The sequence below is a fragment of the Pseudomonas sp. YNh genome (genome assembly GCF_037993085.1).
GTDB lineage: Bacteria > Pseudomonadota > Gammaproteobacteria > Pseudomonadales > Pseudomonadaceae > Aquipseudomonas > Aquipseudomonas putida.
The window spans coordinates 123,123-149,123 of record NZ_JBBMRJ010000002.1 but is presented as its reverse complement, the minus strand read 5'-3'; the positions used below and the strand labels follow the sequence as shown (position 1 = coordinate 149,123).

Sequence of the window (26,001 nt, the reverse complement as noted above, 5' to 3'; positions counted from 1 at the left end):
ATGCGCATACGCGCACTGGTCGCCATCGTTGGGCTGCTGCTGACAACGGTGACCGTTGAGGCTCTGGCCGTCACTCAAGTCAAGAGCGTGCGCCTGTGGCGCGCGCCAGACAACACGCGGCTGGTCTTCGACCTGTCTGGCCCCGTGCAGCACAGCGTCTTCACCTTGAGCGCGCCTGATCGCCTGGTTATCGACATCAATGGCGCAACCCTGGCCGCGCCATTGAAGGTGGCCACCTCCAACACGCCGATCAGTAGCGTGCGTTCGGCCCAGCGCACCCCGACCGACCTGCGGGTGGTGGTCGACCTGAAAAAGTCGGTCACCCCGAAAAGCTTCACGCTGGCACCGAATGCGCAATACGGCAATCGCCTGGTGGTCGACTTGTACGACCAGGAAGCCGACGCCATTGCGGCCAGCGCGCCACCGCCGGCCCCGGCGCCGGTACAGACGCCGGCGACCACGCCAGCGGTGCCGGTGTCCCCGGCGCAACCGGCGATCAAGTTGCCGCCGGTACCAAGCGGCAAGCGTGAAATCGTGGTGGCCATCGACGCCGGCCACGGTGGCGAAGACCCGGGTGCCTCCGGTTCGCGCGGCCAGCATGAAAAGGACATCGTGCTGCAGATTGCCAAAGAGCTGCAGCGCCAGATCAACAGCGAAAGGGGCTTCCGTGCCGAGCTGACCCGTACGGGCGACTACTTCATTCCACTGCGCAAACGCACGGAAATCGCCCGCAAGAAGGGGGCTGACCTGTTCATCTCGATCCACGCCGACGCCGCACCGTCGCGGGCTGCCTTTGGCGCGTCGGTGTTCGCACTGTCTGATCGCGGCGCCACCTCCGAGACCGCGCGCTGGCTGGCCGACACGGAAAACCGTTCTGACCTGATCGGCGGTGCCGGTAACGTCAGCCTCGATGACAAAGACCGTATGCTGGCCGGCGTGCTGCTGGACCTGTCGATGACCGCCACGCTCAGCTCCAGCCTCAACGTGGGGCAGAAAGTGCTCGGCAACATGGGCCGTGTCACTTCGCTGCACAAACAGCGTGTGGAACAAGCCGGCTTCATGGTGCTGAAGTCGCCGGACATCCCGTCGATCCTCGTTGAAACCGGGTTCATCTCGAACAACAACGAAGCCGCCAAGCTGGCCACCGCCAGCCATCAGCAGGCCTTGGCCCGTTCGATCCATACCGGTGTGCGCCAGTACTTCCAGCAGAACCCGCCGCCGGGTACCTACATTGCCTGGCTGCGCGACACCGGCAAGATTGCCGCCGGCCCACGTGAACACACGGTGCGCCCAGGCGAAACACTGGCGATGCTCGCCGTGCGCTACCAGGTCAGCGTGGCCAGCTTGCGCAGCACCAACAGCCTCAAGACCGATGAGCTGAAGGTTGGCCAGCGCCTTGATGTGCCTGCTACAACGTTGGCCGCGCAATAATGAGTGGTGGTTCGCGCATTCAGCTGCTCAGCCCGCGATTGGCTAACCAGATCGCCGCCGGCGAGGTCGTCGAGCGGCCGGCCTCCGTGGCCAAGGAGTTGCTGGAAAACAGCCTGGACTCCGGTGCCCGGCGCATTGACGTGGAAGTGGAACAGGGCGGCATCAAGCTGCTGAAAGTGCGGGACGACGGCAGTGGTATTTCTGCTGACGATCTGCCTTTGGCCCTGGCGCGTCACGCCACCAGCAAGATCCGCGAGCTGGAAGACCTTGAAGGCGTGATGAGCCTGGGCTTCCGGGGCGAGGCGCTGGCTTCGATCAGCTCGGTGGCGCGCTTGACCATGACGTCACGCACTGCCAGTGCCAGCGAAGCCTGGCAGGTGGAAACCGAAGGCCGTGACATGACCCCGCGGGTGCAGCCAGCGGCGCATCCGGTGGGCACCTCGGTGGAAGTGCGCGACCTGTTCTTCAATACCCCGGCCCGGCGCAAGTTTCTCAAGGCCGAGAAAACCGAATTCGATCACCTGCAGGAAGTCATCCGCCGGCTGGCGCTGGCGCGATTCGATGTCGGCTTTCACCTGCGTCATAACGGCAAGAGCATCCTCAGCCTGCACGAGGCCCATGATGAAACCGCTCGGGCGCGGCGGGTGGGCGCCATCTGCGGTCCGGGCTTCATGGAGCAGGCGCTGCCGATTGACGTCGAACGCAACGGCCTGCGCCTGTGGGGCTGGGTCGGCCTGCCGACCTTCTCGCGCAGCCAGGCAGACCTGCAGTACTTCTTCGTCAATGGCCGTGCGGTGCGCGACAAGCTGGTCGCCCACGCTGTGCGCCAGGCCTACCGGGACGTGCTGTTCAATGGCCGGCACCCGACATTCGTGTTGTTCCTGGAACTGGAGCCCAACGGCGTTGACGTCAATGTGCACCCGACCAAGCACGAAGTGCGCTTCCGCGAGGGGCGCTCGGTGCACGATTTTCTGTATGGCACGCTGCACCGCGCGCTGGCTGATGTGCGCCCGGAAGACCACGTGGCCGCGCCTGCCGCAGTACCTGAGATGGTCCGCCCTACTGGCCAGCAGGCTGGTGAATTCGGCCCGCAGGGCGAAATGCGCCTGGCCTCGCCAGTGCTTGAACGGCCCCAGGCGCCGCAGCACGCGATTTCCAATGGCGGCAGTGGCGCCGGTTACCAGTATCAATACACCCCGCGCCCCTCGCAGCCCGTGCCGGCCGCCGAGGCGCAGGCGGTGTATCGCGAGTTCTACAAACCGCTGGAAGAGGGAGCGGCACCGGTAACAACGCTGCCCGAAAGCCAGGGTGACATTCCCCCGTTGGGCTACGCACTGGCGCAGCTCAAGGGTATCTACATCCTGGCCGAGAACGCCGTTGGCCTGGTGCTGGTGGACATGCACGCTGCCCATGAGCGCATCATGTACGAGCGCCTCAAGGTGGCCATGGCCAGTGAAGGCCTTAGCGGCCAGCCGCTGCTGGTGCCCGAAACCCTGGCCCTGAGCCAGCGTGAAGCTGATTGCGCCGAAGAACATGCGCAGTGGTTCCAGCGCCTGGGGTTCGAACTGCAGCGCCTGGGCCCCGAGACCTTGGCGATTCGCCAGATTCCGGCCTTGCTCAAGCAGGCCGAGGCCAACCGCCTTGTTCAGGATGTGCTCGCCGACCTGATGGAGTACGGCACCAGCGACCGTATCCAGGCGCACCTCAACGAACTGCTCGGCACCATGGCCTGCCACGGCGCCGTGCGCGCGAACCGGCGCCTGGCAATCCCCGAAATGAATGCCCTGCTGCGCGACATGGAAAACACCGAACGCAGTGGCCAGTGCAACCATGGCCGTCCCACCTGGACCCAGATGGGCCTGGACGATCTGGACAAACTTTTCCTGCGCGGTCGATAAAATGAGCGGCAAGCCCCCTGCAATATTCCTGATGGGCCCGACGGCGGCTGGCAAGACCGACCTGGCTATCGAACTGACCAAAGTGCTGCCGTGCGAGCTGATCAGCGTCGACTCGGCGCTGGTCTATCGGGGCATGGATATTGGTTCGGCCAAGCCGTCGAAAGAAATTCTCGCCGCCCACCCGCACCGGCTGATCGACATCCGTGACCCGGCCGAGAGCTATTCGGCCGCGCAATTTCGCGCCGATGCCCTGGAAGCCATGGCCGACATCACCGCGCGCGGGAAAATCCCGCTGCTGGTGGGCGGCACCATGCTCTATTACAAGGCGTTGATCGATGGCCTGGCCGACATGCCGGCAGCTGACGCCGCGGTGCGAGCCGACCTTGAAGCCCAGGCCGAGGCGCTGGGGCTGGCCGAGCTGCACCGCCAGTTGGCTGAGATCGACCCGGAATCGGCGGCGCGCATCCACCCCAACGACCCGCAACGGTTGATTCGCGCGCTGGAGGTGTACCGCGTGAGCGGTGAGAGCATGACGGCTCATCGCCAGCGTCAATTCGCGGAAAGTCGCGGCGCAGACGCAGGCGCTGGCGGACATTTGCCCTATACTGTCGCGAGTTTAGCGATTGCTCCTACAGATCGTCACATTTTGCATCAGCGAATTGCGTTACGATTTTCGCAGATGCTGGAACAGGGCTTCATCGACGAGGTCCGATCGCTGCGAGCCAGAAGTGACTTGCACACCGGGCTGCCGTCTATACGGGCTGTGGGGTATCGGCAGGTCTGGGATTACCTGGATGGCACGCTGACTGAGAATGAGATGCGAGAACGCGGTATCATTGCGACCCGGCAGCTGGCCAAGCGGCAGTTCACCTGGTTGCGTGGCTGGCCTGATGTGCACTGGCTTGACAGCATGGCCTGCGACAATCTGTCCCGCACCTTGAAATACCTTGGGGCCATCTCCATATTGAGCTGAGTCCCTGCTGATTGCCGTCTATTCTTGCGACTGGGCGGCCTAATTTATCGATTTTCTTGATTTTCTATTATTTATCCTTACAGGAGTGCGGCATATGTCAAAAGGGCATTCGCTACAAGACCCTTACTTGAATACCTTGAGAAAAGAAAAGGTTCCGGTATCGATCTATCTGGTCAACGGCATCAAACTGCAGGGCTCGATCGAATCGTTCGACCAGTTCGTGGTACTGCTGAAGAACACCGTCAGCCAAATGGTTTACAAGCACGCCATTTCGACCGTGGTGCCTGCCCGTCCGGTTCGCCTGCCAAGCCCGTCCGATTCCGACCTCGGCGACAGCGAGCCAGGCAACGCCTGATAGGAGCCTGCATTGTTCTTTGAGCGCCACGGTGGTGGTGAACGGGCGTTGCTCGTTCACTTGGAAGGTCAGAACCCTGAGGCGCGCGAAGATCCGCAGGAGTTTCGGGAGCTGGCACTGTCGGCCGGGGCGGATATCGTCTCGCTGGTGACCGTGACACGGCATCAGCCAACGGCCAAATACCTGATTGGCAGCGGCAAGGTCGAGGAATTGCACGACCTGGTCCATGCCGAACAGGTAGACCTTGTGATTTTCAATCACACCCTCACGCCCAGTCAGGAGCGCAACCTTGAACGTGTGTTCGAGTGCCGTGTGCTCGATCGTACCGGGCTGATCCTCGATATTTTCGCCCAACGGGCGCGTACCCATGAAGGCAAGCTGCAGGTCGAACTGGCCCAGCTTGATCACATGAGCACGCGGCTGGTGCGCGGCTGGACCCACCTTGAGCGACAAAAAGGGGGTATCGGCCTGCGTGGCCCGGGTGAAACCCAGCTCGAAACCGACCGCCGCCTGTTGCGGGTGCGCATTCGCCAGATCAAGTCACGCCTCGAGAAGGTACGCAGCCAGCGTGAGCAGGCGCGTCGCGGGCGCAAGCGCGCGGATATCCCTTCAGTGTCGCTGGTGGGTTACACCAACGCCGGCAAGTCCACGCTGTTCAACGCCCTGACCGAATCCGAGGTGTACGCCGCGGATCAGCTGTTCGCCACCCTCGACCCGACCCTGCGCCGGCTCGAGCTCAACGACCTGGGGCCGATCGTGCTGGCCGACACCGTGGGCTTCATTCGCCACCTGCCGCACAAGCTGGTCGAGGCATTTCGGGCTACGCTCGAAGAGTCGAGCAACTCCGACCTGCTGCTGCACGTGATCGACGCCCATGAGCCAGAGCGCATGGAACAGATCGAGCAGGTGCTGGCCGTGTTGGGCGAGATTGGTGCTGAAGGCTTGCCCATCCTCGAGGTGTATAACAAACTCGACCTGCTCGAAGATGTCGAGCCGCAGATCCAGCGCAATGCCGATGGCAAGCCGGAGCGGGTCTGGGTATCGGCACGCGATGGGCGTGGTCTGGAGCTGGTTGGCCAGGCGATTGCCGAGTTGCTGGGGGATGATCTGTTTGTCGGTACCCTGTGTCTGGAGCAGCGTTTTGCCCGCTTGCGCGCGCAATTCTTTGCTCTGGGGGCCGTGCAGAGTGAAGAGCATGATGAAGAAGGGCGCAGCCTGCTGAGCGTGCGACTGCCCATGGTCGAATTGAATCGCCTGGTCAGCCGCGAAGGCATGGAGCCGCAAGTGTTTGTCGAGCAACACACTTTGCAATAAATGCTCGTCGAGGTCGCCGGGCAGCAGTGACAGGCATTCTGTAGCATTGGACGGCGCGCCGTGGGCGCGTCTTTGCTTTATCAGATGGAGAGCGCTATGGCTTGGAACGAGCCGGGTGGCAACTCGAACAATCAGGATCCCTGGGGCGGCCGCCGTGGTGGCGGTGGCGGTGGTGGTGACAAGAAAGGTCCGCCGGATCTGGACGAGGCCTTCCGCAAACTGCAGGACAGCCTGAACGGCATGTTCGGCGGTAACAAGAAACGTGGCGGCGGTGACCGCAATGTCGGCAAGGGCGGTGGCCTGGGCCTGCTGGGCATCGGCCTGGCGGTACTGGCTGCCATCTGGCTGTACAGTGCCGTGTACGTGGTCGACGAGCAGGAGCAGGCTGTGGTGCTGCGCTTCGGCAAGTACCATGAGACGGTCGGTCCCGGCCTGAACATCTACTTCCCGCCGATTGATCGCAAGTACATGGAAAACGTCACGCGTGAGCGTGCCTATACCAAACAGGGCCAGATGCTGACCGAAGACGAGAACATCGTCGAGGTGCCGCTGACCGTCCAGTACAAGATCAGCAACCTGCAGGACTTCGTGCTTAACGTCGACCAGCCTGAGGTAAGCCTGCAGCACGCGACCGACAGTGCCCTGCGCCACGTGGTGGGTTCCACCTCGATGGACCAGGTACTCACCGAAGGCCGTGAGCAGATGGCCGTGGATATCCGCGAACGCCTGCAGCGCTTCCTCGACAACTACCGTACCGGTATCACCGTTACCCAGGTCAACGTACAGAGCGCGGCAGCCCCGCGTGAAGTGCAGGAAGCCTTCGACGACGTGATCCGTGCCCGCGAAGACGAGCAGCGTGCCCGCAACCAGGCCGAGTCCTACGCCAATGGCGTGGTGCCGGAAGCCCGTGGTCAGGCCCAGCGCATCATCGAGGACGCCAACGGTTACCGCGACGAAGTCATCGCCCGGGCCAAGGGTGAGGCCGACCGCTTTACCAAGCTGGTCACCGAGTACCACAAGGCACCTGACGTGACCCGTCAGCGTCTGTACCTGGAGACCATGCAAGAGGTCTACAGCAATTCGAGCAAGGTCATGGTGGCGACCAAGGACGGGCAGAACAACCTGCTCTACCTGCCACTGGACAAGATGGTCGAAGGCAGCCGCAACCCGTCCACGCCAACCACCAGCGTGTCGCCATCGGTCAACGATGCGGCCGCCCGTGCGGCGCAGGACCTGCAACAGCAACAGCAGCCGCTGCGTACTAGGGAGAGCCGCTGATGAGCAATAGATCGCTGATCGCCCTGATCGCCGCCGTCGTTCTGGCCATCGTGGCCTGGAACAGCTTCTATATCGTGTCCCAGACAGAGCGTGCGGTACTGCTGCGCTTCGGTAAGGTGGTCCAGGCGGACGTTCAGCCAGGCCTGCACGTGAAGATTCCGTACGTGAACCAGGTGCGCAAGTTCGACGCCCGCCTCATGACCCTCGACGCCCCGACCCAGCGGTTCCTGACCCTGGAGAAGAAAGCGGTGATGGTCGACGCCTACGCCAAGTGGCGCGTCAAGGATGCCGAGCGCTTCTACACCGCCACGTCCGGCATGAAGCAGATCGCTGACGAGCGTCTGTCGCGTCGTCTGGAAAGCGGCCTGCGCGACCAGTTCGGTAAACGTACCCTGCACGAGGTGGTTTCCGGTGAACGTGACGCACTGATGGCTGACATCACTGCATCGCTGAACCGCATGGCCAACAAGGAGCTGGGCATCGAGGTGGTCGACGTGCGCGTCAAGGCCATCGACCTGCCGAAGGAAGTCAACCGCAGTGTGTTCGACCGTATGAGCACCGAGCGTGAGCGTGAAGCTCGCGAGCACCGTGCCAAGGGTAACGAGCTGGCTGAAGGTATTCGTGCCGATGCTGACCGCCAGCGCCGTGTGCTGCTGGCCGAGGCCTACCGCGAAGCAGAAGAAACCCGTGGTGACGGCGACGCCCAGGCGGCTGCCATCTATGCCAAGGCCTACAGCCAGGACGCTGATTTCTATGCGTTCCACCGTAGCCTGCAGGCATACCGCGAGAGCTTCTCGAGCAAGAGCGACGTGCTGGTCCTGGACCCGAAGAACGAGTTCTTCCGTTACCTGGACAAGAGCAAGCCGTGATGCTCAGGCCCTGATTTTCATGCAGCGGCGCCCCGCCTGGCAGCTAAAACACCAGGCGGGGTGCATCCTGAATGAAAAGGGGTGTATGATGAGGCAGCCGGGAAATTTCCCGGCTTTTTTGCGTCTGAAAGGTTGATTGGCAAAGCGCCAGTTGACGGTTTGGTCAGCTCGCAAGGCAATTCGAGGGTATCGGGTACGGTGGCTGCGCTGGGATCAGTGCTGCCCGCTGCTGTGCGCGATACCGGCTTTACTGACGGCTCGCCTGCTGGCAAGCCGCCCGGACCAGAGGGGAAAAGGCGTAATGGCAACGGTAGACCGCTGGCTGCTGCCAGATGGCATCGAGGAAGTACTGCCACCTGAGGCTGCGCGCATCGAGATCGCGCGCCGTCAGGTGTTGGACCTGTTCCAGAGTTGGGGCTACGAGCTGGTCGTCACCCCGCATATCGAGTACCTGGAGTCGCTGCTCACCGGCGCCGGCCAGGACCTGGATCAGCGTACCTTCAAGGTAGTGGACCCGCAGTCCGGCCGCCTGATGGGCTTCCGCGCCGACTTCACCCCGCAGGTGGCGCGCATCGACGCCCACACCCTGCGCCGTGAAGGCCCGAGCCGCCTGTGCTACGCCGGCAGCGTGCTGCACGCCCAGCCGCGTGCACTGTCCACCTCGCGCAGCCCGATCCAGCTGGGCGCCGAGCTGTATGGCGATGCCAGCCCGACCAGCGACGTGGAAGTCATCAGCCTGATGCTGGCCACGCTGCAACTGGCCGATGTGCCGGACGTACACATGGACCTGGGCCACGTCGGTATCTACCGCGGCCTGGCCCGTGCTGCCGGCCTGTCCGGTGCGGTCGAGCAACAGCTGTTCGACGCCCTGCAGCGCAAGGCCGTCGATGAGGTGCAGGCGCTGACCGCCGACCTGCCGAAGGACCTGGGCAACATGCTGCGCGCACTGGTCGAACTGTGCGGTGGCCGTGAAGTGCTGGCCGAAGCCCGGGTGCGCCTGGGCCGTGCTCCGGCCGGCGTGCTGGCGGCGCTGGACGACCTGTTGTCGATCGCCGATCGCCTGGCGTCGCGCTTCCCGGACCTGCCGCTGTACTTCGACCTCGGCGAGCTGCGCGGCTACAACTATCACACCGGCGTGGTGTTCGCCGTGTTCGTACCGGGCGAGGGTCAATCGATCGCCCAGGGCGGGCGCTACGACGACATCGGCGCCGACTTTGGCCGGGCACGCCCGGCCACCGGTTTCTCCACGGATTTGAAGACCCTGGTCACACTGGGGCGAGCGGAGGTCGTATTGCCAACGGGCGGCATCTGGATGCCGGACAGTGGCGACGCGGCCCTCTGGCAGCAAGTCTGCCAGTTGCGCAACGAGGGCCAGCGTGTGGTCCAGGCCCTGCCTGGCCAGCCGTTGAGTGCTGCTCTCGAGGCGGATTGTGATCGGCAATTGATTCAGCAAGACGGGCGCTGGCAGGTTCTGCCGCTGGCCCAGTGAGTTTCTGCGTCGGCAACAGGCCGGCAACCAAGTTTGCGTGAATGAGGACCAATGTAATGGGTAAGAATGTCGTCGTCCTGGGCACCCAGTGGGGTGATGAGGGCAAAGGCAAGATCGTCGATCTGCTGACCGAACATGCTGCCGCCGTAGTGCGCTACCAGGGGGGCCACAACGCGGGTCACACCCTGGTGATCAACGGTGAAAAGACCGTTCTGCACCTGATTCCGTCCGGCATCCTGCGTGAAGGCGTACAGTGCCTGATCGGTAACGGCGTGGTCGTTGCCCCGGACGCCCTGATGCGCGAAATCACCAAGCTGGAAGAGAAGGGCGTACCGGTGCGCGAGCGCCTGCGCATCTCCCCGGCTGCGCCGCTGATCCTGTCGTACCACGTGGCCCTGGACCAGGCCCGCGAAAAAGCCCGTGGCGAAGCCAAGATCGGCACCACCGGCCGTGGTATCGGCCCAGCCTATGAAGACAAGGTCGCGCGCCGCGGCCTGCGTGTGGGCGACCTGTTCCACCGCGAGCGTTTCGCTGCCAAGCTGGGTGAGCTGCTGGACTACCACAACTTCCAGCTGGTGAACTACTACAAAGAGCCGGCCATCGACTTCCAGCAAACCCTGGACGAGTGCATGGCCTACGCTGAACAGCTCAAGCCGATGATGCTCGACGTCACCGCCGAGCTGCACAACCTGCGTCGCGCCGGCAAGGACATCATGTTCGAAGGTGCCCAGGGCTCGCTGCTGGACATCGACCACGGTACCTACCCGTACGTCACCAGCTCCAACACTACTGCTGGCGGTATCTCCACCGGTTCCGGCGTTGGCCCGATGTACCTGGACTACATCTTGGGTATCACCAAGGCCTACACCACTCGCGTGGGTTCCGGTCCGTTCCCGACCGAACTGTTCGACGAGACCGGCGCTACCCTGGCCAAGCGTGGCCACGAGTTCGGCTCCACCACTGGCCGTGCCCGTCGTTGCGGCTGGTTCGATGCCGTCATCCTGCGTCGCGCCATCGACGTCAACAGCATCTCGGGCATCTGCCTGACCAAGCTGGACGTGCTGGACGGCCTGGAAACCATCAACATCTGCGTTGGCTACAAGAACGAGAACGGTGCTGTCATCGACGCGCCTTCCGATGCCGACAGCTACATCGGCCTGGAGCCGGTGTACGAAGAGATGCCAGGCTGGAGCGAGTCGACCCTGGGTGCAAAAACCCTGGAAGAGCTGCCGCAAGCTGCGCGTGACTACATCAAGCGCATCGAAGAGCTGGTCGGCGCGCCGATCGACATCATTTCGACCGGCCCGGACCGCAACGAGACCATCGTGCTGCGTCACCCGTTCGCCTGATCCGCCCTCCAGGCTGATCTGACGCCGTGGCCCTGAAAAGGGCCGCGGCGTTTTCATTTGTGGGGTATGCCTGCATTGGCCCTATCGCCGGCAAGCCAGCTCCCACAGCATCTTCATGGATCTCGAGATGTGTGAAGCTCCTGTGGGAGCTGGCTTGCCGGCGATAGGGCCGGTGCAGGCAACCCCCTTGCTGAACCTTGGCGCATATCCCTGCTGCCTCCGGCACAACCCTTGCTGTAAGAAGTTTCTGAAGATGCCATCAAAATAGTGGCGCCAGAAAACACGAGGGTTACACCGTGTCTGCCATCCTCTCACTGTTACGAAGCCGCCTTTTGCGGCCTGTGTTTGTTGCCCTTGGTATCGCTCTTTTGGTGCAGGTGCTGGTTGCAGTTGCGCTTACCCGAAGCACGGTCACCGCCCTGGAGGCCGACCTTGGCGAACGCCTGGGTAACGACAGCCGCCAGCTGGCCAATGACCTGGAGCAAGCCGGGCAAGATGTGCGCTCGGGCCTCGACGGCCTGTCCAGCAGCACCCGCCAGCGCCTGAGCGCCGGGTTGTCGGAGCGCCTGCAAAGCGAACAGCAACAACTGCGCAGCACCTTGGAAAAGAACCTGAAGGACTCCGCCAACGACATGGCCGAGCTGCTGGCTTCGGTTGCCCCGCGGGCGATCTGGGACAACGATGTGCCAGTGCTCTCCGACTTTGCCCGGCGTGCCCAGCGCAACCCCAACGTGTTGTTCGTGGTTTACGACGATGCACAGGGCCAGCACCTGACCCGTTACCTGAACCGGCAAAACCCGATCAACCAGGCGTTGATGGACAAGGGCCAGGGCGAGCGTGCGCTGGACAAGGTGATCAATGCCGCCCGACACGACCCGGCGGTGTACTTTGTCGAAGCTTCGATCAACCCCAATGGCGCAGAAATCGGCAAGGTGGTGATGGGGGTTTCCACGGCGGGCATCGACCAGGAGCTCAAGGCCCTGGACCAGCGCTTCGCGGCGCTGATTGCCAGCGGTGAGCAACTGGTTGGCGACAGCCTGGTGGGTGCCGCAGCCGACAGCGGCAAAACCCTGCGTCAGCGCCTGGAGAAGGCGCAGGGCAGTGCTGCAGCGATGCAGGCCAATACCGCACAGACTGTGCGCGAGGCCGCTACCGAACTGCGCTGGCGCATTGGCCTGGGCCTGGTGCTGGTCGGTCTGGGTGTGCTGCTGGTGGTGGCTGTGGTGCTTGGCCGCCGAGTGCTGAGCAAGCTGCGCCTGCTGATTGCTGCCCTGGACGACCTGGCGGCGGGCGAAGGCGACCTGACCAAGCGCGTGCCGCTCGACAGCCGCGACGAAATTGGCGACATGGCTTCGGCGGTGAACCGCTTTGTCGACAAGCTGCAACCGATCGTGCGCGAGGCGGGCGAGGTGGCACAGCGTACCGGTGTCGAGATTGGCGCGATGGCCCAGCGCAACGCCGGCGCGGATGCTGCTGCCGCATTGCAACGCGATGAAGTGGCAGCCAGCCTGCGCGACCTTTCGAGCATGGCGGACGAAGCCCAGGCCGAAAGCCATGCGATGCAGGCGGCCTTGAAGCAGGTGGTGGATATCCGCCAGGCTACCGACGAAAACAGCCGTTCCTCGACGCAACTGGCGAGCCTGATCGAGAACCTTGCCGGGCAGGTCGAAACGGGCTCTCAGGTGATCGAGCGCCTGGCCAAGCAGAGCGAACAGATTGAAGTGGTGCTGACCGTCATCCATGGCATTGCCGAGCAGACCAACCTGCTGGCGCTGAACGCGGCCATCGAAGCCGCCCGGGCAGGCGAGACCGGGCGCGGGTTTGCCGTAGTGGCCGATGAGGTGCGGGCGCTGGCGAGCAAGACGCAAAGCTCCACGGGGGATATCCAGTCACACATCGCGGCGCTGCAGAAGGGTGCCAAGGAAGCCGTGGCGACCATCAGTCAGGCCGGGCTCAAGGCCAGCGAAGGGCTGCTGGTACTGCGTGACAACGAGCGTCGCCAGCAGTCGGTGCAGGCTGCGGTGGAGCAGGTGCACGCGGCCATTGGTTTGGCGACTCGCGCTGCCGAACAACAGGCCTATGGCGCACAGGCGGTGCGGGGGCGGGTGGAGAACATCCATGCCCAGGCCGAACGCTCGGCTGAGGTGGTGATGCAGACCACGGCCAGCAGCAAGGTGCTGGATGATCTGGCGGCTCAGCTGCGGGCCAGCCTGGGCCAGTTCCGGGCCTGAATCCTGCGCGGTCCCTTGTGGGAGCAACTGTCTTGCTCAAAACCTGAAAGATTGCGCGATCACTGTGGGAGCGGGCGTGCCCGCGAACACCGGCGAAGCCGGTGCCATCCACCGCGCTGGGTTCTTCGCGGGCATGCCCGCTCCCACACCAACGCTGCCTTTCTGATCTACATCGCATCTGCTGGCTGAGGCAGGATCAAAACTCGCCATGGCGTACCCATTTTGAGCATCGCATTGAGCCGTACGATAAAGGTCCTCATGCATGCCACGAGCGCGACTTTGGCTACTTTGCCTTGATCGCGAAGCGCCTCATACCGGGCCTTGAGCGCTGGGTTGTACTTCACAGCCACAAGGACCGCCATGTACAGCGTCCGTCTGATCTCAAACCGGCCTCCTGAGATTGAACGCTTGCCAACCGACTTTCCACTGTCGTGGTTAAACGGCGCAACACCAACCAGGGACGCTATTTCCTTGGACTCCACACGGCCTAGCTCCGGCAGCAACGTTACAAGCTTGCCCGCTGTCACCATCCCAGTGCCCTTGACCCGGGTCAGTTGAGCAATCCGCTCATCGTTCAGTTTTGCGGCCTGTTGTTTGATTTCTTGCTCGACCAACCTGATCTGCGACCGGAAATATTCAAGGTTGGTTTTCAGGAAATTAGCCACGACAACGGACTGGGCTTGTTTCAGGCGTCGCCGATCATCGTCTCGCTGCTGAACCAGACGATCACGTTGCTGCAGCAGCTCTCGTAACAACACCCTGTCAGGGCTGATTCGCAGGGTAGGCTGGTCCTTAATGACCTCAGCGAAGTGAGCCAGCACTTCAGCGTCGAGAGCATCGGTCTTGGCCTTGACGCCCATCGAGTCAGCGAATTTCCTGGCTCGCAAGGGATTGACGCGTATGACCTTGTAGCCAGCGTCCTGCAAAAAACGCAGAACACCACGCTCGTAGCCACCTGTAGCTTCTAGCAAGACGCGCTTGATACTGAACTTGCGCAGGATCTTTTCCAGCGCCTCCAATCCAGCCGGATCATTGTTCACAGCAATCTTGACGCCCTGCGGCCGCACCCAGCCATTCAGAGAAAGTTTGGAAACATCGATACCCAAGAAGGAAGCCATCACCAAAACCTCCTAAACTCAACACAGTGAGAGGACTTTGGCTTGGCCCACGCTTGTGATTCGAGATCAGAGCCGCATCCAACTGTTCGGGCTCTCGCCAAAGTGGAACGGTGAATGGCAGCTTGTGCTCCCACTCGTGCTCATGGCACCTGCGGCATTCAGCTGGCCATTCACCGCTCTCACTCCAGATTCTAATCCCACCGCAAGACACAAGGCCGCTCCCACACCTGAGCGATGTTGCTATGCTGTCGGCGACACATGACAAAAGGACTTGCTCATGCCCGCCCAACTAATCGCCGCCCCGGCTGACCTGAATTTCCTGCACAGCGACAGCGTACAGCTCACTGACCCGATGACCGCCCTGCAAGCCTACTGCGCTATGACCTCGGACGTCCCCGCCTGGCTGGCACGGGCCTTCCGCATTCGCGACTTCATCTCACGCCGTTTCAATGTCGCCGATATCCACGGCTTCACTCGCGCCGATCCAACGCATGTGCCAGCCGTCGGTGAGCGCCTGGACTTCTTCACTGTCGAGACCATCAGCGACCAGCAACTGGTGCTGGCTTCGCGCGACACACACTTGGGGGTGATGGTCTGCATGGATGTGTACGGGCAAAGCTTGAGCGTGACCACATCGGTGCTGTGCCTCAATACTTTTGGCCGGTTGTACATGCTGCCGGTCGGCATGGTGCATGGCCTGATCGTAAGGAAAATGCTGGAGAAGCTCTAAGCAGCATCGAACCTGACCAGGAAACATTCTTTTACTGATCAAATCGTCATCATCGTCGAATCTGTAGGAGATTTCCCAAATATTCCTTGATAGGGCGTTTGCTGTTGCAGTGGCTGACACAGGGGTTAATGTCGTAGTGAGCCTGAAGGCGGTCGGTGCCAGGCGCCGTTTTACTTCGGGAACAGCTTCAGGATGACGATGTCCGAACATCGTCGTTATCAGCCCAGTCTTTACCAAGGAGAGGTAAGCATGGCTTTCGATGCTTATGTTCAAATCGCGGAAATCACTGGCGAAGCACTGGATGAGCAGTACGCCAACTGGATCGAAATCATCGGCTACAAGTTCGGTGCCAACCAGAGCACCTCTGCCACCGCAAGCTCCGCGGGCGGCGCATCATCAGGCCGCACCACACTCACCAACTTCACCTTCACTAAGTACCTGGACAGTGCCAGCTGCAAGCTGCTGGAGGCGAGCTGTGCCGGGCAGCACCTGAAGGAAGTGAAGCTCGTGCTGTGTCGTGCGGGTGGCGACAAGCTCAAGTACTACGAAGTCGTCCTGGAAGAAGTGATCATTGCCGATTACGCCCAGAGCGCCAGCGCTGGGGTGCCAGTGGAAGTCGTGCAGCTGAACTACGGGCGCATCAAGACAACCTACACGCGGCAGAAACGCCTCGACGGCAGCGCTGGCGGCAACGTCACGGGCGGATGGGACCGCATCAACAACAAGAAGTATGCGTGAGGTACGACCATGTCCGAGGCACGCAGCTTTATCAATCCCCACGCGCAATCGTTTGAGTCGCTGAAGGCCGGCACGCCCATGTCGGCCAATCAGAGGGCCAAGTTTGATGTGCTAAATGCACATATCGCCAATGGAGTAGTTGTCGGCGGGGAGCTTGTGATTGTTGGTGATCCCAGCACGCCTATGTGCACGGGGCATGAAGCATTCTTGATGGCGAAGGCGTTTGGGATTCACCAGCAGCTTGAGATTAATGGCGCTGGGGTGGATGACTTCTTCCTAGACAACTATGAAATGTTGCAGACATTGATTGGGCATGTTTCTACTGGGGTGGGGGTTGCTACTGATGGGTGGAGCAAACATCTGGAGTCCATCAAGAAGACGCTAGAGGAAATTGATGAACTGCATAGAGCATATTTGGGTGAAGGATCACTCAGGGCGCGTGATGAGTTTTATGCAAAGCGAGCGGCCTTGTTCCTGACGCTGGAGGGCAAACTCGAAAAAATGGCCGCGTTCGGATCAGGTTTGCGTAACAGGGGCTCGATCAAGAGGATGCTGGAAATATCCACCAAAAGCTATCTGCATACAGGGGAAGTTGCTAGGTATGCAGATAAAGTGACCGGTGTTGCGAGTGCGGCGAACTTTATAAAAAAAGGGACTTATCTTGGCTCTGCATTGGAAGTGGCTTCTACAGGTCTCGCCATCCACAAGGCTTGCACTTTAGGTCGAGAGGAAGATTGCAGAAAAGCCAGATATGTAGAGACCAGCGCCTTGGCCGGTAGGATGTCTGGTAGCGCCGGTGGTGGGGTGGCGGGAGGTGCGTTGCTAAGCTCTCTGTGTGTAGCGATTGGAGTTCCTTCGGCGGGGTTTGGAGGGATCTCATGCGTCGTTATTGGTGCGGCGGTGGGAGGTAAATATGGAGGGGACTACGGTGGGGTGTGGGGTGGCGGTCTGGGGGAGTTGATTTATGAGAGAGTGCGAGAGTGAGTACCGAAGCTTTGACGATAATCGCGTCTATCCTGCTCGCTTGTATGGCAATCAGCGTGTGTGTGATGATTTACTTGGCTTGTCGATTTATAGAGGCTATCGAAAAATCTTTAGCGAAATGCAAGTATATTCAGAGTAATAGGGAGAGCTTTTCAGCGGCTGGTCTTGTTGGAAAATTAATGCGCACTTGCCTGGCGGCAAATATGCTCATGATTCCAGGGTTGTTTGTTCGAAAAGGTGTGGCAGATATTTCAGATCTCGAGAGTTTCCCAAGGTCTATGAAAAGAGTTGTGTTGTCGTCTTGGGTGGGGCTTGTAGTGTCGACGACCTTGTTCTTTGCTTTCAACTGGCTACTGGAAGTTTTAAAGTGAACTTGTGGTGAAGTCTCAGGCACTCAGGCTTGTTCCCAGGCCACATGGCGGCCTGGGCAAGCTTTTAAGCGTTGTTCAAATACGTCCGCGTCGTCAGCAGATACACCGGCATCCCGAAACCAAGATCAACAAGGCGGCATAAGGTGCCGCTGCCGCGAACTCGACTTTGGCGGCGTGCGCCCACACCTCGGTGGCCAGTGTGGTCATGCCCGTGGAGCAGGGTAGCAGGGTGGCAGTCAGCTCGTGCTTGAGGAGGTGATCATCGCCGACTATACCCAAAGCGCCAATGCCGGGGTGCCCATGGAAGTTGTGCAACTCACGGTCCAGGCTGCTCAGCAGCCTGGACGGGTTCTCACGCCTTGTTTAGATACATCCGCGTAGTCAGCAAATACACCGGCAACCCCGAAACCAAGATCAACAAGGCCGCATAAGGCGCCGCCGCCGCGAACTCGACGTTGGCTGTATGCGCCCACACCTCGGTGGCCAGTGTGGTCATGCCCGTGGGGCTGAGCAGTAGCGTGGCAGTCAGCTCCTTCATGGCATCCAGGAACACCAGCGCAAAAGCCGCCGCCATGGCCGGGAAGATGATCGGCAGGGTCACCCGGCAGAACGCGGTAAAGCTGCTCGCGCCCAGGGTGCGTGCAGCTTCCTCAAGCGTTGGCGAGGCCTTGTTCAGTGCGGTGCGCACCGGCGACTGCGCCAGTGGCAAAAACAGCAGCGCATAGGCCAGCAGCAGCAGTGCCGTGGTCTGGTACAGCGCCGGCACGTAGTGCAGGGCGAAGAACACCAGGGTCAGGGCAATCACCAGGCCGGGCAGGGCGTGTAGCAGGTAAGGCAGGCGCTCGGCCCAGATCGCCAGGCGACCCTTGTAGCGTACCACCAGGAAGCTGATCGGCAGGGCCAACAACACGCAGAAGCCAGCACCGCCAAGCGACACCGACAGCGAGGTGAACAGCGCCTTGGAGATGGCCGCTACCGGGAACGCTGCCGACGAACCCACGCTCAGCCAGTAGCCGAGCATGGCCAGCGGAATACCGCTGCCCAGCACCGCCAGGCCCACGCAGAACAGCTGCGCCAGCGCCGACCAGCCACGCAGCCGTACCGGTTGCGCACGCCGGGCTACGCCCTGGCCGATGCGCACATGGCGGGCTTTGCCGCGTACGCGCAGTTCCAGCCACAGCATCACCAGGCACATCGCCAGCAACACGGCAGACAGCATGGCCGCGTTGGCGTTGCTGAACTCCAGTTCGAACTGTTGGTAGATGGCGGTGGTGAAGGTTTGCAGGCCGAGGATCGACAAGGCGCCGAACTCCACCAGCATGTGCAGGGCAATCAGCAGCGCACCGCCGAGCATCGATGGCCACAGCAGCGGCAGGGTGACCTTGCTGAACACGCCCCAGCGGCTGCACCCCAAGGTGCGCGCCGACTCCTCCAGCGAGGTGTCGAGGTTGCGCAGGGTTGCGGCAACGGGCAGGAACACCAAGGGGTATTTGGACAGGGCCATGACCATGATCGCCCCGCCGAGGCCTTCGAAGTCCGAACTCAACGATACCCAGGTGAAGCTGCTGACGAACGACGGCACTGCGAACGGCAGGCATAGCACCACGCCCCACAGCCGGCGGCCGGCCAGGTTGCTGCGCTCCAGCAGCCAGGCCAGCGCCAGGCCCACCACCATGCACGTCAGCGTCACCCCGACCATCAGCAACAGGGTGTTGCGCATCAGCCCCCAGACAAAGGGACGCCACAGCAGGTGCAAGGCCTCGCGCCAGCCGGCTTCCCAGGCTTTGATGGCGACATAGGCCAGTGGCAGCAGGCTCATCGCCACCAGGAACAGCACAGGCAGCACCACCCAGATGGAGGGGCGCTTGCGGCGCGGTACGAAGCGCACCGGCGCCGGTGCGGACAGGGCGGCAGTCATCAGAGCAGACCGACCTCGCGTTCAAGCTCGATGGCTTCTTCGGCGTTACCCAGGTCGGCCGGCGAGATCTTCGGCGGGCGCAGCTCATCGAACGGCTTCAGGCCACGGTCAGAAACCATGCCCTTGTGCAGCGGGTACTCGGCGGTGGTCTGGGTGATCACGCGCTGGCCTTCTTCGCTGGCCATCCAGTTGAGCAGGGCCTGGGCTTCTTTCGGGTGCTTGCTGGCCTTGACCACGGCTGCGCCGGAGATGGTGACCAGGTTGCCGGCATCGCCGTCGGCCAGGTAGTACAGTTTGGTGTCCAGCTTGCCGCGTTCGCGTTCAAGCGCGTACCAGTAGTAGTTGTTCACCAGTACCGCAGCCACTTCGCCTTTTTCCACGGCTTTGAGGGCGACCATGTTGTTGGTGTAGGTCTTGCCGAAGGCTTTCAGGCCGGTCAGCCATTCTTCGGTGGCTTCTCGACCGTGCATTTTCAGGATGGCCACGGCCTGCTCCTGGAACGCACCACTGGTGGGTACATAGCCGACGCGGCCTTCCCACTCGGGGTTGGCGAAGTCCATCACCGTGGTTGGCAGGTCTTTTTCGTCGACCTTTTTCGGGTTGTACACCACGATGCGGGTACGGGCCGTGATGCCCATCCAGGTGCCGTTGGCGCCAACGTACTCCTTGGGCACCATGTTCGAGGTGGCGTCGTCGATCTTCGCCAGCAGGCCCAGCTCGCCCAGGTTGTTCAGGGGCGGGGACTCTTCGGTGTAGATGATGTCGGCCGGCGACCGGTCGCCTTCTTCGATGATCTGGCTGGCCAGCTGGTTGCTGCTGCCCTTGCGAATGTCGATGTGAATACCGGTCTTGGCCTCGTAGGCCTTGGCGATGGCTTCGCCGATTTCCTTGTGCTGACCGTTGTACATGGTCAGGGTGACCGGTGCGTCTGCCATGGCGGCCGGAGCGCCGATGACCAGGCTCAGCACGGCGGCGGCCAAGGTGCGCATCAGCGGTTGCGGGCGGATCGTCATGCGGGTACTTCCTCGCTTACGGCTACATATTTGGAAACAATGGTAAACGAAATTGTTTCTCAAGTGGCCGTATGACGAGAAATTCATGGGCAGACCATGGTGTAGGCACTGGGAGCGCGCGGGAAGGGCGGGGGCAAAAAACGCAGGCAAGAAAAAACCCACTAGCAAGCTAGTGGGTTTTTGTATGGTGCCCAGGAGAAGACTCGAACTTCCACGACCTTGCGGTCACTGATACCTGAAACCAGCGCGTCTACCAATTCCGCCACCTGGGCAAAGCTTTGCATCATCTGATGAAGGCGACTATTGTTCGCTTTCACACAGTAGTAACAGATCCTTGGTCATCTATTACTTGAAAATATTTGGTGCCCAGGAGAAGACTCGAACTTCCACGACCTTGCGGTCACTGATACCTGAAACCAGCGCGTCTACCAATTCCGCCACCTGGGCACACATTCGAGATTACAAGATGCTTTACAGCGCCGTTCATCTCTACTACAACGTCGGGGTTGTCCGTCGTTGTGGTGCGCACTATACGGACGCTCCCCAAGGCTGTAAACCCCCCAAACAAAAAAAATTTCAAAAAATTCAACTTGTTGATTCCACAGGCCTATTACTGCTTTGGAAGCACAGCAGTGGGGGCTGTCCAAGCCAGACATTTCCGGTTTCAATAGGCCTATGCCAGAATTCCTATCTATATACCCCAAGGTGAACCCCTTCTGATGGCCGATTGGCAATCCCTCGATCCCGAGGCCGCTCGCGAAGCGGAAAAATACGACAACCCCATTCCCAGCCGTGAGCTGATCCTGCAGCGCCTTGCTGACCGTGGCGAGCCCGCTGCGCGCGAGGAGCTGGCGAAAGAGTTTGGTCTGTATGAAGAAGACCAGATCGAAGCCCTGCGCCGCCGTCTGCGTGCCATGGAGCGCGACGGCCAGCTTATCTATACCCGGCGCGGCACTTATGCCCCGGTGGACAAGCTCGACCTGATCTGCGGCCGTATCTCCGGCCACCGCGATGGGTTTGGTTTCCTCATCCCCGATGATGGCAGCGATGACCTGTTCCTCAGCCCGTCGCAGATGCGCCTGGCCTTCGATGGCGACCGTGCATTGGCGCGGGTGTCCGGTACCGACCGCCGTGGGCGCCGTGAAGGCGTGATCGTCGAGGTCATCTCCCGTGCCCACGAAAGCGTGGTCGGCCGCTACTTCGAGGAAGGCGGCATTGGCTACGTAACCCCGGACAACCCGAAGATTCAGCAGGAAGTGCTGGTGACCGCCGGGCGTAATGGTGGTGCCAAGATCGGCCAGTTTGTCGAAATCAAGATCACCCACTGGCCAACCCCGCGCTTCCAGCCGCAAGGCGATGTGGTAGAGGTCATCGGCAACTACATGGCGCCGGGCATGGAAATCGACGTTGCCCTGCGCAGCTACGACATCCCGCACGTCTGGCCCGAAGATGTGGTCAAGGAAGCGCGCAAGTTCCGCTCCGAAGTCGAAGAGAAGGACAAAGAGAAGCGCGTCGACCTGCGTCATTTGCCGTTCGTCACCATCGACGGTGAAGACGCCCGCGACTTCGATGACGCTGTCTATTGCGAACCGCTGGGCAAGCTGCGCCTGTTCTCCGGTGGCTGGCGCCTGTATGTGGCCATCGCCGACGTGTCCAGCTATGTGCGCCTGGGCTCGGCCCTGGACGTCGAGGCCCAGCAACGCGGTAACTCGGTGTACTTCCCCGAGCGCGTGGTGCCGATGCTCCCCGAAGAGCTGTCCAACGGCCTGTGCTCGCTGAACCCGCACGTCGACCGCTTGGCCATGGTCTGTGAAATGACCATGAACAAAGCCGGCCAGATGGTCGACTACCAGTTCTACGAAGGCGTCATCCACTCCCACGCCCGCCTGACCTACAACAAGGTCAGCAGCATGCTCGAGCACGCCCGCACCCGTGAGGGCAAGGCGCTGCGCGAAGAGTACAAGGAAGTCGTGCCGGACCTGAAGAACCTGTACAACCTGTACAAGGTGCTGCTGGATGCCCGTCACGCCCGGGGTGCCATCGATTTCGAGACCCAGGAAACCCGCATCATCTTCGGCGATCAGCGCAAGATCGCGGAAATTCGCCCAACTGTTCGTAACGACGCACACAAGCTGATCGAGGAATGCATGCTGGCGGCCAACGTGGCCACCGCCGAGTTCCTGCAGAAGCACGGCGTGCCGGCACTCTACCGGGTGCACGACGGCCCGCCGCCGGAGCGCCTGGAAAAACTCCGTGCCTTCCTCGGCGAGCTGGGCTTGAGCCTGCACAAGGGCAAAGACCCGTCGCCGAAGGACTACCAGGCCCTGCTGGCGAGCATCGCCGGGCGCCCGGATTTCCACCTGATCCAGACTGTAATGCTGCGCTCGCTGAGCCAGGCGGTGTACAGCACCGAAAACAACGGCCACTTCGGCTTGAATTACGAGGCGTACACCCACTTCACCTCGCCGATCCGCCGTTACCCGGACCTGCTGGTGCACCGCGCCATCCGCAGCATCATCCGTTCCAAGGTCGACACCCCGCACGTGAAGCGTGCCGGCGCCATGAGCATCCCCAAGGCGCGCATCTACCCGTACGACGAAAACACCCTCGAGCAGCTTGGCGAGCAGTGCTCGATGACCGAGCGCCGGGCTGATGAAGCCACCCGTGACGTGGTCAACTGGCTCAAGTGCGAGTACATGAAGGATCGCGTGGGCGAAACCTTCCCGGGTGTGATCACCGCGGTGACCGGCTTCGGCCTGTTCGTCGAGCTGACCGATATCTATGTGGAAGGCCTGGTGCACGTCAGTGCGCTGCCGGGCGACTATTACCACTTCGACCCGGTCCACCACCGCCTGTCCGGTGAGCGCACCGGGCGCAGCTTCCGCCTGGGCGACACGATTGAAGTCAAGGTCATGCGTGTTGACCTGGACGAGCGCAAGATCGACTTCGAAGTGGCCGACAAGACGCTTGCTGCGCCGATTGGCCGCAAGCAGCGCGGCGCCGCGCCGGCTGCCGACAAAGCCGACAAGCCCGAGCCAGCACCGGTCGAGGCCAGGGCCACGCCGAAGCCGCGCAGCCGCAAGAGCGAAACCTCCGAGGCGTATTTCCCGAAAGACGCCGTGCAGCGTAACGCCGAAGTGCGCAAAAGCCGTGAAATGAAAAAGGCGCTGATGAGCGATGCCCGCACCGGCAGCTCGTCCAGCAGCAAGTCGGACAAAGGCGGCAAGGCCGCCGGCAAACCGACCAAGCACCGTAAAGGCCCGCCGAAGTCCGGCGCGCCACGCAAGAGCAAGAGCAAGTCATGAGTCAGCTGGAAAAGATCTACGGCGTGCATGCCGTGCAGGCGCTGCTGAAGCACCATCCGAAGCGGGTCAAGCAGATCTGGCTGTCGGAAGGGCGCAGCGAGCCACGCCTGCAGACCCTGCTGGCGCTGGCTGCGGAAAACCGCGTGCAGGTTGGCCAGGCCGAGCGCCGTGAGATGGATGCCTGGGTTGAAGGTGTGCACCAGGGCGTTGTCGCCGAGGTGAGCCCAAGCCAGGTGTGGGGCGAATTGATGCTCGAAGAGTTGCTCGAGCGCACCGAAACGCCGCCGCTGATCCTGGTGCTGGACGGTGTTACCGACCCGCACAACCTCGGCGCATGCCTGCGCACGGCCGATGCGGCCGGTGCCACGGCGGTGCTGGTGCCCAAGGACAAGTCGGCGACCCTGACGCCTGTGGTGCGCAAGGTGGCATGCGGCGCGGCAGAGGTGATTCCGCTGGTAGCGGTGACCAACCTGGCGCGTACGCTGGAGAAGCTGCAGCAGCGTGGCTTGTGGGTGGTTGGTACCGCCGGCGAGGCCGAGCAGGAGATTTACCAACAGGACCTGACCGGGCCTCTGGTCATGATCATGGGCGCCGAAGGCAAAGGCATGCGCCGGTTGACCCGCGAGCACTGCGACTTCCTGGTGAAGTTGCCGATGGGCGGTAGCGTCAGCAGCCTGAACGTTTCGGTGGCGACCGGGGTTTGCCTGTTCGAAGCCGTACGCCAGCGTCAGGCCAAGCGCTGATCTTCAGCCTGTTCCGGCCCATTCGCGGGCGCGCCCGCTCCCACAGGTTTTTCACTGGCTTTCAAGCAGTGGGGTCCCTGTGGGAGCGGGTTTGCCCGCGAAAGGGCCGGTAGCCTGTGAATATGTTTCAGGCTGTTCAAATATTCGCCAATTGCCTTGCTTGTGCGCCACGCCTTCTCTACAATTGCGCCCCTTGCCGAGCTGGCAGGCGCTCATGTGCCTCCCCTCCGTGCAAGACATACAGTGTCATTCACTCCTTGTCTGACCAGATACGCTGGCAGACTACTAACCCGTAAGGAGCATTCATGCGTCATTACGAAATCATCTTCCTGGTTCACCCGGACCAGAGCGAGCAAGTCGGCGGCATGGTTGAGCGTTACACCAAGCTGATCGAAGAAGACGGTGGCAAAATCCACCGCCTGGAAGACTGGGGCCGTCGTCAACTGGCCTACGCAATCAACAATGTTCACAAGGCTCACTACGTGATGCTGAACGTTGAGTGCACCGGCAAGGCCCTGGCCGAGCTGGAAGACAACTTCCGCTACAACGATGCCGTTATCCGTAACCTGGTCATCCGTCGCGACGAAGCCGTTACCGGCCAGTCCGAGATGCTGAAGGCTGAAGAAAACCGCAGCGAGCGCCGTGAGCGTCGTGAGCGTCCTGAGCATGCTGACTCCGCCGAAGGCGACGACAGCAATGACAGCGACTCCAGCGATAACGCTGACGAGTAATCCACGGACCTTTAGAGGAGCCTATTAAATGGCACGTTTCTTCCGTCGTCGTAAATTCTGCCGCTTCACTGCTGAAGACGTGAAAGAGATCGACTTCAAAGATCTCAACACCCTGAAAGCTTACGTATCCGAAACCGGCAAGATCGTTCCAAGCCGCATCACCGGTACCAAAGCTCGTTATCAGCGTCAGCTGGCTACCGCTATCAAGCGCGCCCGCTTCCTGGCCCTGCTGCCCTACACCGACAGCCACGGCCGCTGAGACCGGGTCGTCGACAAGCAGTAAGGGATTAGCATGCGAGCGTTAGCAAGTTTCATCATGCGCGGTCGTGTGCAGGCCACCCTCGTGGTGGTCATCAGCGCGGTACTGCCGCTGCTGTTCTGGTTGAGTGCCGCTGCATGCAGCTTTGTGCTGCTGCGGCGTGGTTTCAAGGATGCTACAACGGTCATCGCCGGCGGCCTGCTGGCCGGGTTGGCCGTGTGGGTCATGGGCGATCCCATCACCTTTCTGGTGATTGCAGGAGCCCTGAGCCTGGCCGCCCTGTTGCGAGCCGAGCATCCCTGGAGCCGGGTGTTGGTGGTCAGTGCCGTGTTCGCCGTGGCTTTCAGCCTCGTGCTCGATCTGGCGCTGGCGCAAACCTTCGATGTGCTGGCCAAGGCGTTTGCCGAAGCCATGCCGAAAATCGAGGGGCAACCCGTGCTCTCCGGTGAGCTGATCCGCCCTGTGCTGGTCGCTTCCACAGCAGTGACGGTGCAATTGTTCAGTGTGCTGGCCTTGGTGCTGGCGCGCTACTGGCAGGCAGCGTTGTACAACCCTGGAGGCTTCGGTCGCGAGTTTCGCGCCCTGAAGTTGCCAAAACAGACCATGGCGGTCTTGGTGGCAGTGATGGTGGTGGCTCCGTTCATCGGACCGCAGTTCATCATCCTGGCATCGGCTTCGAGCCTGGTACTGGTACTGGCCGGCATCGCTTTGATGCATGGGCTGGTGGCACAGGGCCGACTGGCCGGTTTCTGGCTGGTGGGCATGTACGTGACGCTACCGCTGATCATGCAGCTGATTTATCCGTTGCTGGTGGTTTTGGCCATTGTCGACAGCCTGATTGATTTTCGCGGTCGCAAGTCCCCCAAGGGGAATGACTCCGCGAACGGTGAAGGTTAAAAGTTAA

22 protein-coding genes, 2 tRNA genes and 2 pseudogenes are annotated in these 26,001 nt (G+C 61.5%); 21 read left to right on the top strand and 5 right to left on the bottom strand.

All coding sequences use genetic code 11. From position 1 onward, the window contains the following. The 11 genes and pseudogenes from WF331_RS02705 (at nt 1) to WF331_RS29200 (ending at nt 13,187) form a co-directional block, all read left to right on the top strand. On the top strand, nt 1-1,431 hold the full coding sequence (locus tag WF331_RS02705; protein ID WP_016501885.1) for an N-acetylmuramoyl-L-alanine amidase: 1,431 nt from the start codon (nt 1-3) through the stop codon (nt 1,429-1,431). After that, nucleotides 1,431-3,329 (top strand): DNA mismatch repair endonuclease MutL, encoded by a 1,899-nt coding sequence (gene mutL / locus WF331_RS02700; RefSeq protein ID WP_340622638.1) that lies wholly within the window; start codon nt 1,431-1,433, stop codon nt 3,327-3,329. Before WF331_RS02705 ends, mutL begins: the two co-directional genes overlap by 1 nt. Nucleotide 3,330: 1 nt before the next feature. Next, entirely contained in the window at nt 3,331-4,302 is a 972-nt protein-coding gene (gene miaA / locus WF331_RS02695) for a tRNA (adenosine(37)-N6)-dimethylallyltransferase MiaA (protein WP_059394430.1), read from the top strand. A 94-nt stretch (nt 4,303-4,396) separates the two neighbouring features. Beyond that, nucleotides 4,397-4,657 (top strand): RNA chaperone Hfq, encoded by a 261-nt coding sequence (gene hfq / locus WF331_RS02690; RefSeq protein ID WP_016489445.1) that lies wholly within the window; start codon nt 4,397-4,399, stop codon nt 4,655-4,657. 12 nt (nt 4,658-4,669) lie between these two features. Beyond that, the gene (gene hflX / locus WF331_RS02685; protein WP_016501882.1) at nt 4,670-5,971 is read left to right on the top strand and encodes a ribosome rescue GTPase HflX; all 1,302 of its coding nucleotides are present in this window, start codon (nt 4,670-4,672) and stop codon (nt 5,969-5,971) included. Between the two features lie 96 nt (nt 5,972-6,067). Further along, nucleotides 6,068-7,249: an FtsH protease activity modulator HflK gene (gene hflK / locus WF331_RS02680; protein ID WP_016501881.1), complete on the top strand. Its 1,182-nt coding sequence runs from the start codon at nt 6,068-6,070 to the stop codon at nt 7,247-7,249. Beyond that, a complete protein-coding gene (gene hflC, locus WF331_RS02675; protein ID WP_012274454.1) occupies nt 7,249-8,118 on the top strand; it encodes a protease modulator HflC in 870 nt (289 codons plus the stop codon). The genes hflK and hflC overlap by 1 nt, the downstream gene beginning before the upstream one ends. Nucleotides 8,119-8,419: 301 nt before the next feature. Then, a complete protein-coding gene (locus tag WF331_RS02670) occupies nt 8,420-9,607 on the top strand; it encodes an ATP phosphoribosyltransferase regulatory subunit (protein ID WP_016501880.1) in 1,188 nt (395 codons plus the stop codon). Between the two features lie 56 nt (nt 9,608-9,663). Beyond that, complete coding sequence (locus tag WF331_RS02665; RefSeq protein WP_016489441.1) at nt 9,664-10,956, top strand: adenylosuccinate synthase; 1,293 nt, start codon at nt 9,664-9,666, stop codon at nt 10,954-10,956. Between the two features lie 632 nt (nt 10,957-11,588). Next, nucleotides 11,589-12,281, top strand: a pseudogene (locus WF331_RS29205) (methyl-accepting chemotaxis protein); the annotation flags it as partial. A gap of 21 nt (nt 12,282-12,302) precedes the next feature. After that, a complete protein-coding gene (locus WF331_RS29200) occupies nt 12,303-13,187 on the top strand; it encodes a methyl-accepting chemotaxis protein (protein WP_445324370.1) in 885 nt (294 codons plus the stop codon). A 167-nt stretch (nt 13,188-13,354) separates the two neighbouring features. On the opposite strand, the gene WF331_RS02655 is transcribed toward WF331_RS29200, so the two are convergent. Then, nucleotides 13,355-14,305, bottom strand: a complete 951-nt coding sequence (locus WF331_RS02655) for a transposase (RefSeq protein ID WP_340622636.1) — start codon at nt 14,303-14,305, stop codon at nt 13,355-13,357. A gap of 277 nt (nt 14,306-14,582) precedes the next feature. Between WF331_RS02655 and WF331_RS02650 the strand changes: the two genes are divergently transcribed. The 5 genes and pseudogenes from WF331_RS02650 to WF331_RS02625 form a co-directional block, all read left to right on the top strand. Further along, nucleotides 14,583-15,035, top strand: a complete 453-nt coding sequence (locus WF331_RS02650) for a DUF2867 domain-containing protein (RefSeq protein ID WP_340622635.1) — start codon at nt 14,583-14,585, stop codon at nt 15,033-15,035. Between the two features lie 249 nt (nt 15,036-15,284). Further along, entirely contained in the window at nt 15,285-15,773 is a 489-nt protein-coding gene (locus tag WF331_RS02645) for an Hcp family type VI secretion system effector (RefSeq protein WP_138736291.1), read from the top strand. 9 nt (nt 15,774-15,782) lie between these two features. Continuing rightward, nucleotides 15,783-16,757: a hypothetical protein gene (locus WF331_RS02640; RefSeq protein ID WP_340622634.1), complete on the top strand. Its 975-nt coding sequence runs from the start codon at nt 15,783-15,785 to the stop codon at nt 16,755-16,757. After that, entirely contained in the window at nt 16,754-17,128 is a 375-nt protein-coding gene (locus tag WF331_RS02635; RefSeq protein WP_340622633.1) for a hypothetical protein, read from the top strand. Before WF331_RS02640 ends, WF331_RS02635 begins: the two co-directional genes overlap by 4 nt. Nucleotides 17,129-17,365: 237 nt before the next feature. After that, nucleotides 17,366-17,446 (top strand): annotated as a pseudogene (locus WF331_RS02625) (Hcp1 family type VI secretion system effector); the annotation flags it as partial. A 34-nt stretch (nt 17,447-17,480) separates the two neighbouring features. Here the strand turns inward: WF331_RS02625 and WF331_RS02620 are convergent. The 4 genes from WF331_RS02620 to WF331_RS02605 all read right to left on the bottom strand — a co-directional run bounded on the left by WF331_RS02620 (nt 17,481) and on the right by WF331_RS02605 (nt 20,506). After that, a complete protein-coding gene (locus WF331_RS02620) occupies nt 17,481-19,046 on the bottom strand; it encodes an ABC transporter permease (RefSeq protein ID WP_340622632.1) in 1,566 nt (521 codons plus the stop codon). Further along, nucleotides 19,046-20,059: an extracellular solute-binding protein gene (locus tag WF331_RS02615; RefSeq protein ID WP_016501876.1), complete on the bottom strand. Its 1,014-nt coding sequence runs from the start codon at nt 20,057-20,059 to the stop codon at nt 19,046-19,048. The genes WF331_RS02620 and WF331_RS02615 overlap by 1 nt, the downstream gene beginning before the upstream one ends. 185 nt (nt 20,060-20,244) lie before the next feature. After that, nucleotides 20,245-20,331: transfer RNA gene (locus WF331_RS02610), tRNA-Leu, on the bottom strand. 88 nt (nt 20,332-20,419) lie between these two features. Beyond that, nucleotides 20,420-20,506 (bottom strand) — tRNA-Leu (locus WF331_RS02605). A gap of 272 nt (nt 20,507-20,778) precedes the next feature. Here WF331_RS02605 and rnr point away from each other — a divergent pair. The 5 genes from rnr (at nt 20,779) to WF331_RS02580 (ending at nt 25,994) form a co-directional block, all read left to right on the top strand. Beyond that, nucleotides 20,779-23,364 (top strand): ribonuclease R, encoded by a 2,586-nt coding sequence (gene rnr / locus WF331_RS02600; protein WP_016501875.1) that lies wholly within the window; start codon nt 20,779-20,781, stop codon nt 23,362-23,364. Beyond that, the gene (gene rlmB / locus WF331_RS02595; protein ID WP_016501874.1) at nt 23,361-24,107 is read left to right on the top strand and encodes a 23S rRNA (guanosine(2251)-2'-O)-methyltransferase RlmB; all 747 of its coding nucleotides are present in this window, start codon (nt 23,361-23,363) and stop codon (nt 24,105-24,107) included. Before rnr ends, rlmB begins: the two co-directional genes overlap by 4 nt. A gap of 305 nt (nt 24,108-24,412) precedes the next feature. Further along, nucleotides 24,413-24,838 carry a 30S ribosomal protein S6 gene (gene rpsF / locus WF331_RS02590; protein ID WP_003249557.1) on the top strand — a complete coding sequence of 142 codons (426 nt, stop codon included), beginning with the start codon at nt 24,413-24,415 and terminating at the stop codon, nt 24,836-24,838. 28 nt (nt 24,839-24,866) lie between these two features. After that, the gene (gene rpsR / locus WF331_RS02585; protein ID WP_003249563.1) at nt 24,867-25,097 is read left to right on the top strand and encodes a 30S ribosomal protein S18; all 231 of its coding nucleotides are present in this window, start codon (nt 24,867-24,869) and stop codon (nt 25,095-25,097) included. A gap of 33 nt (nt 25,098-25,130) precedes the next feature. Continuing rightward, complete coding sequence (locus WF331_RS02580; protein ID WP_043198105.1) at nt 25,131-25,994, top strand: hypothetical protein; 864 nt, start codon at nt 25,131-25,133, stop codon at nt 25,992-25,994. Nucleotides 25,995-26,001 lie beyond the last annotated feature (7 nt).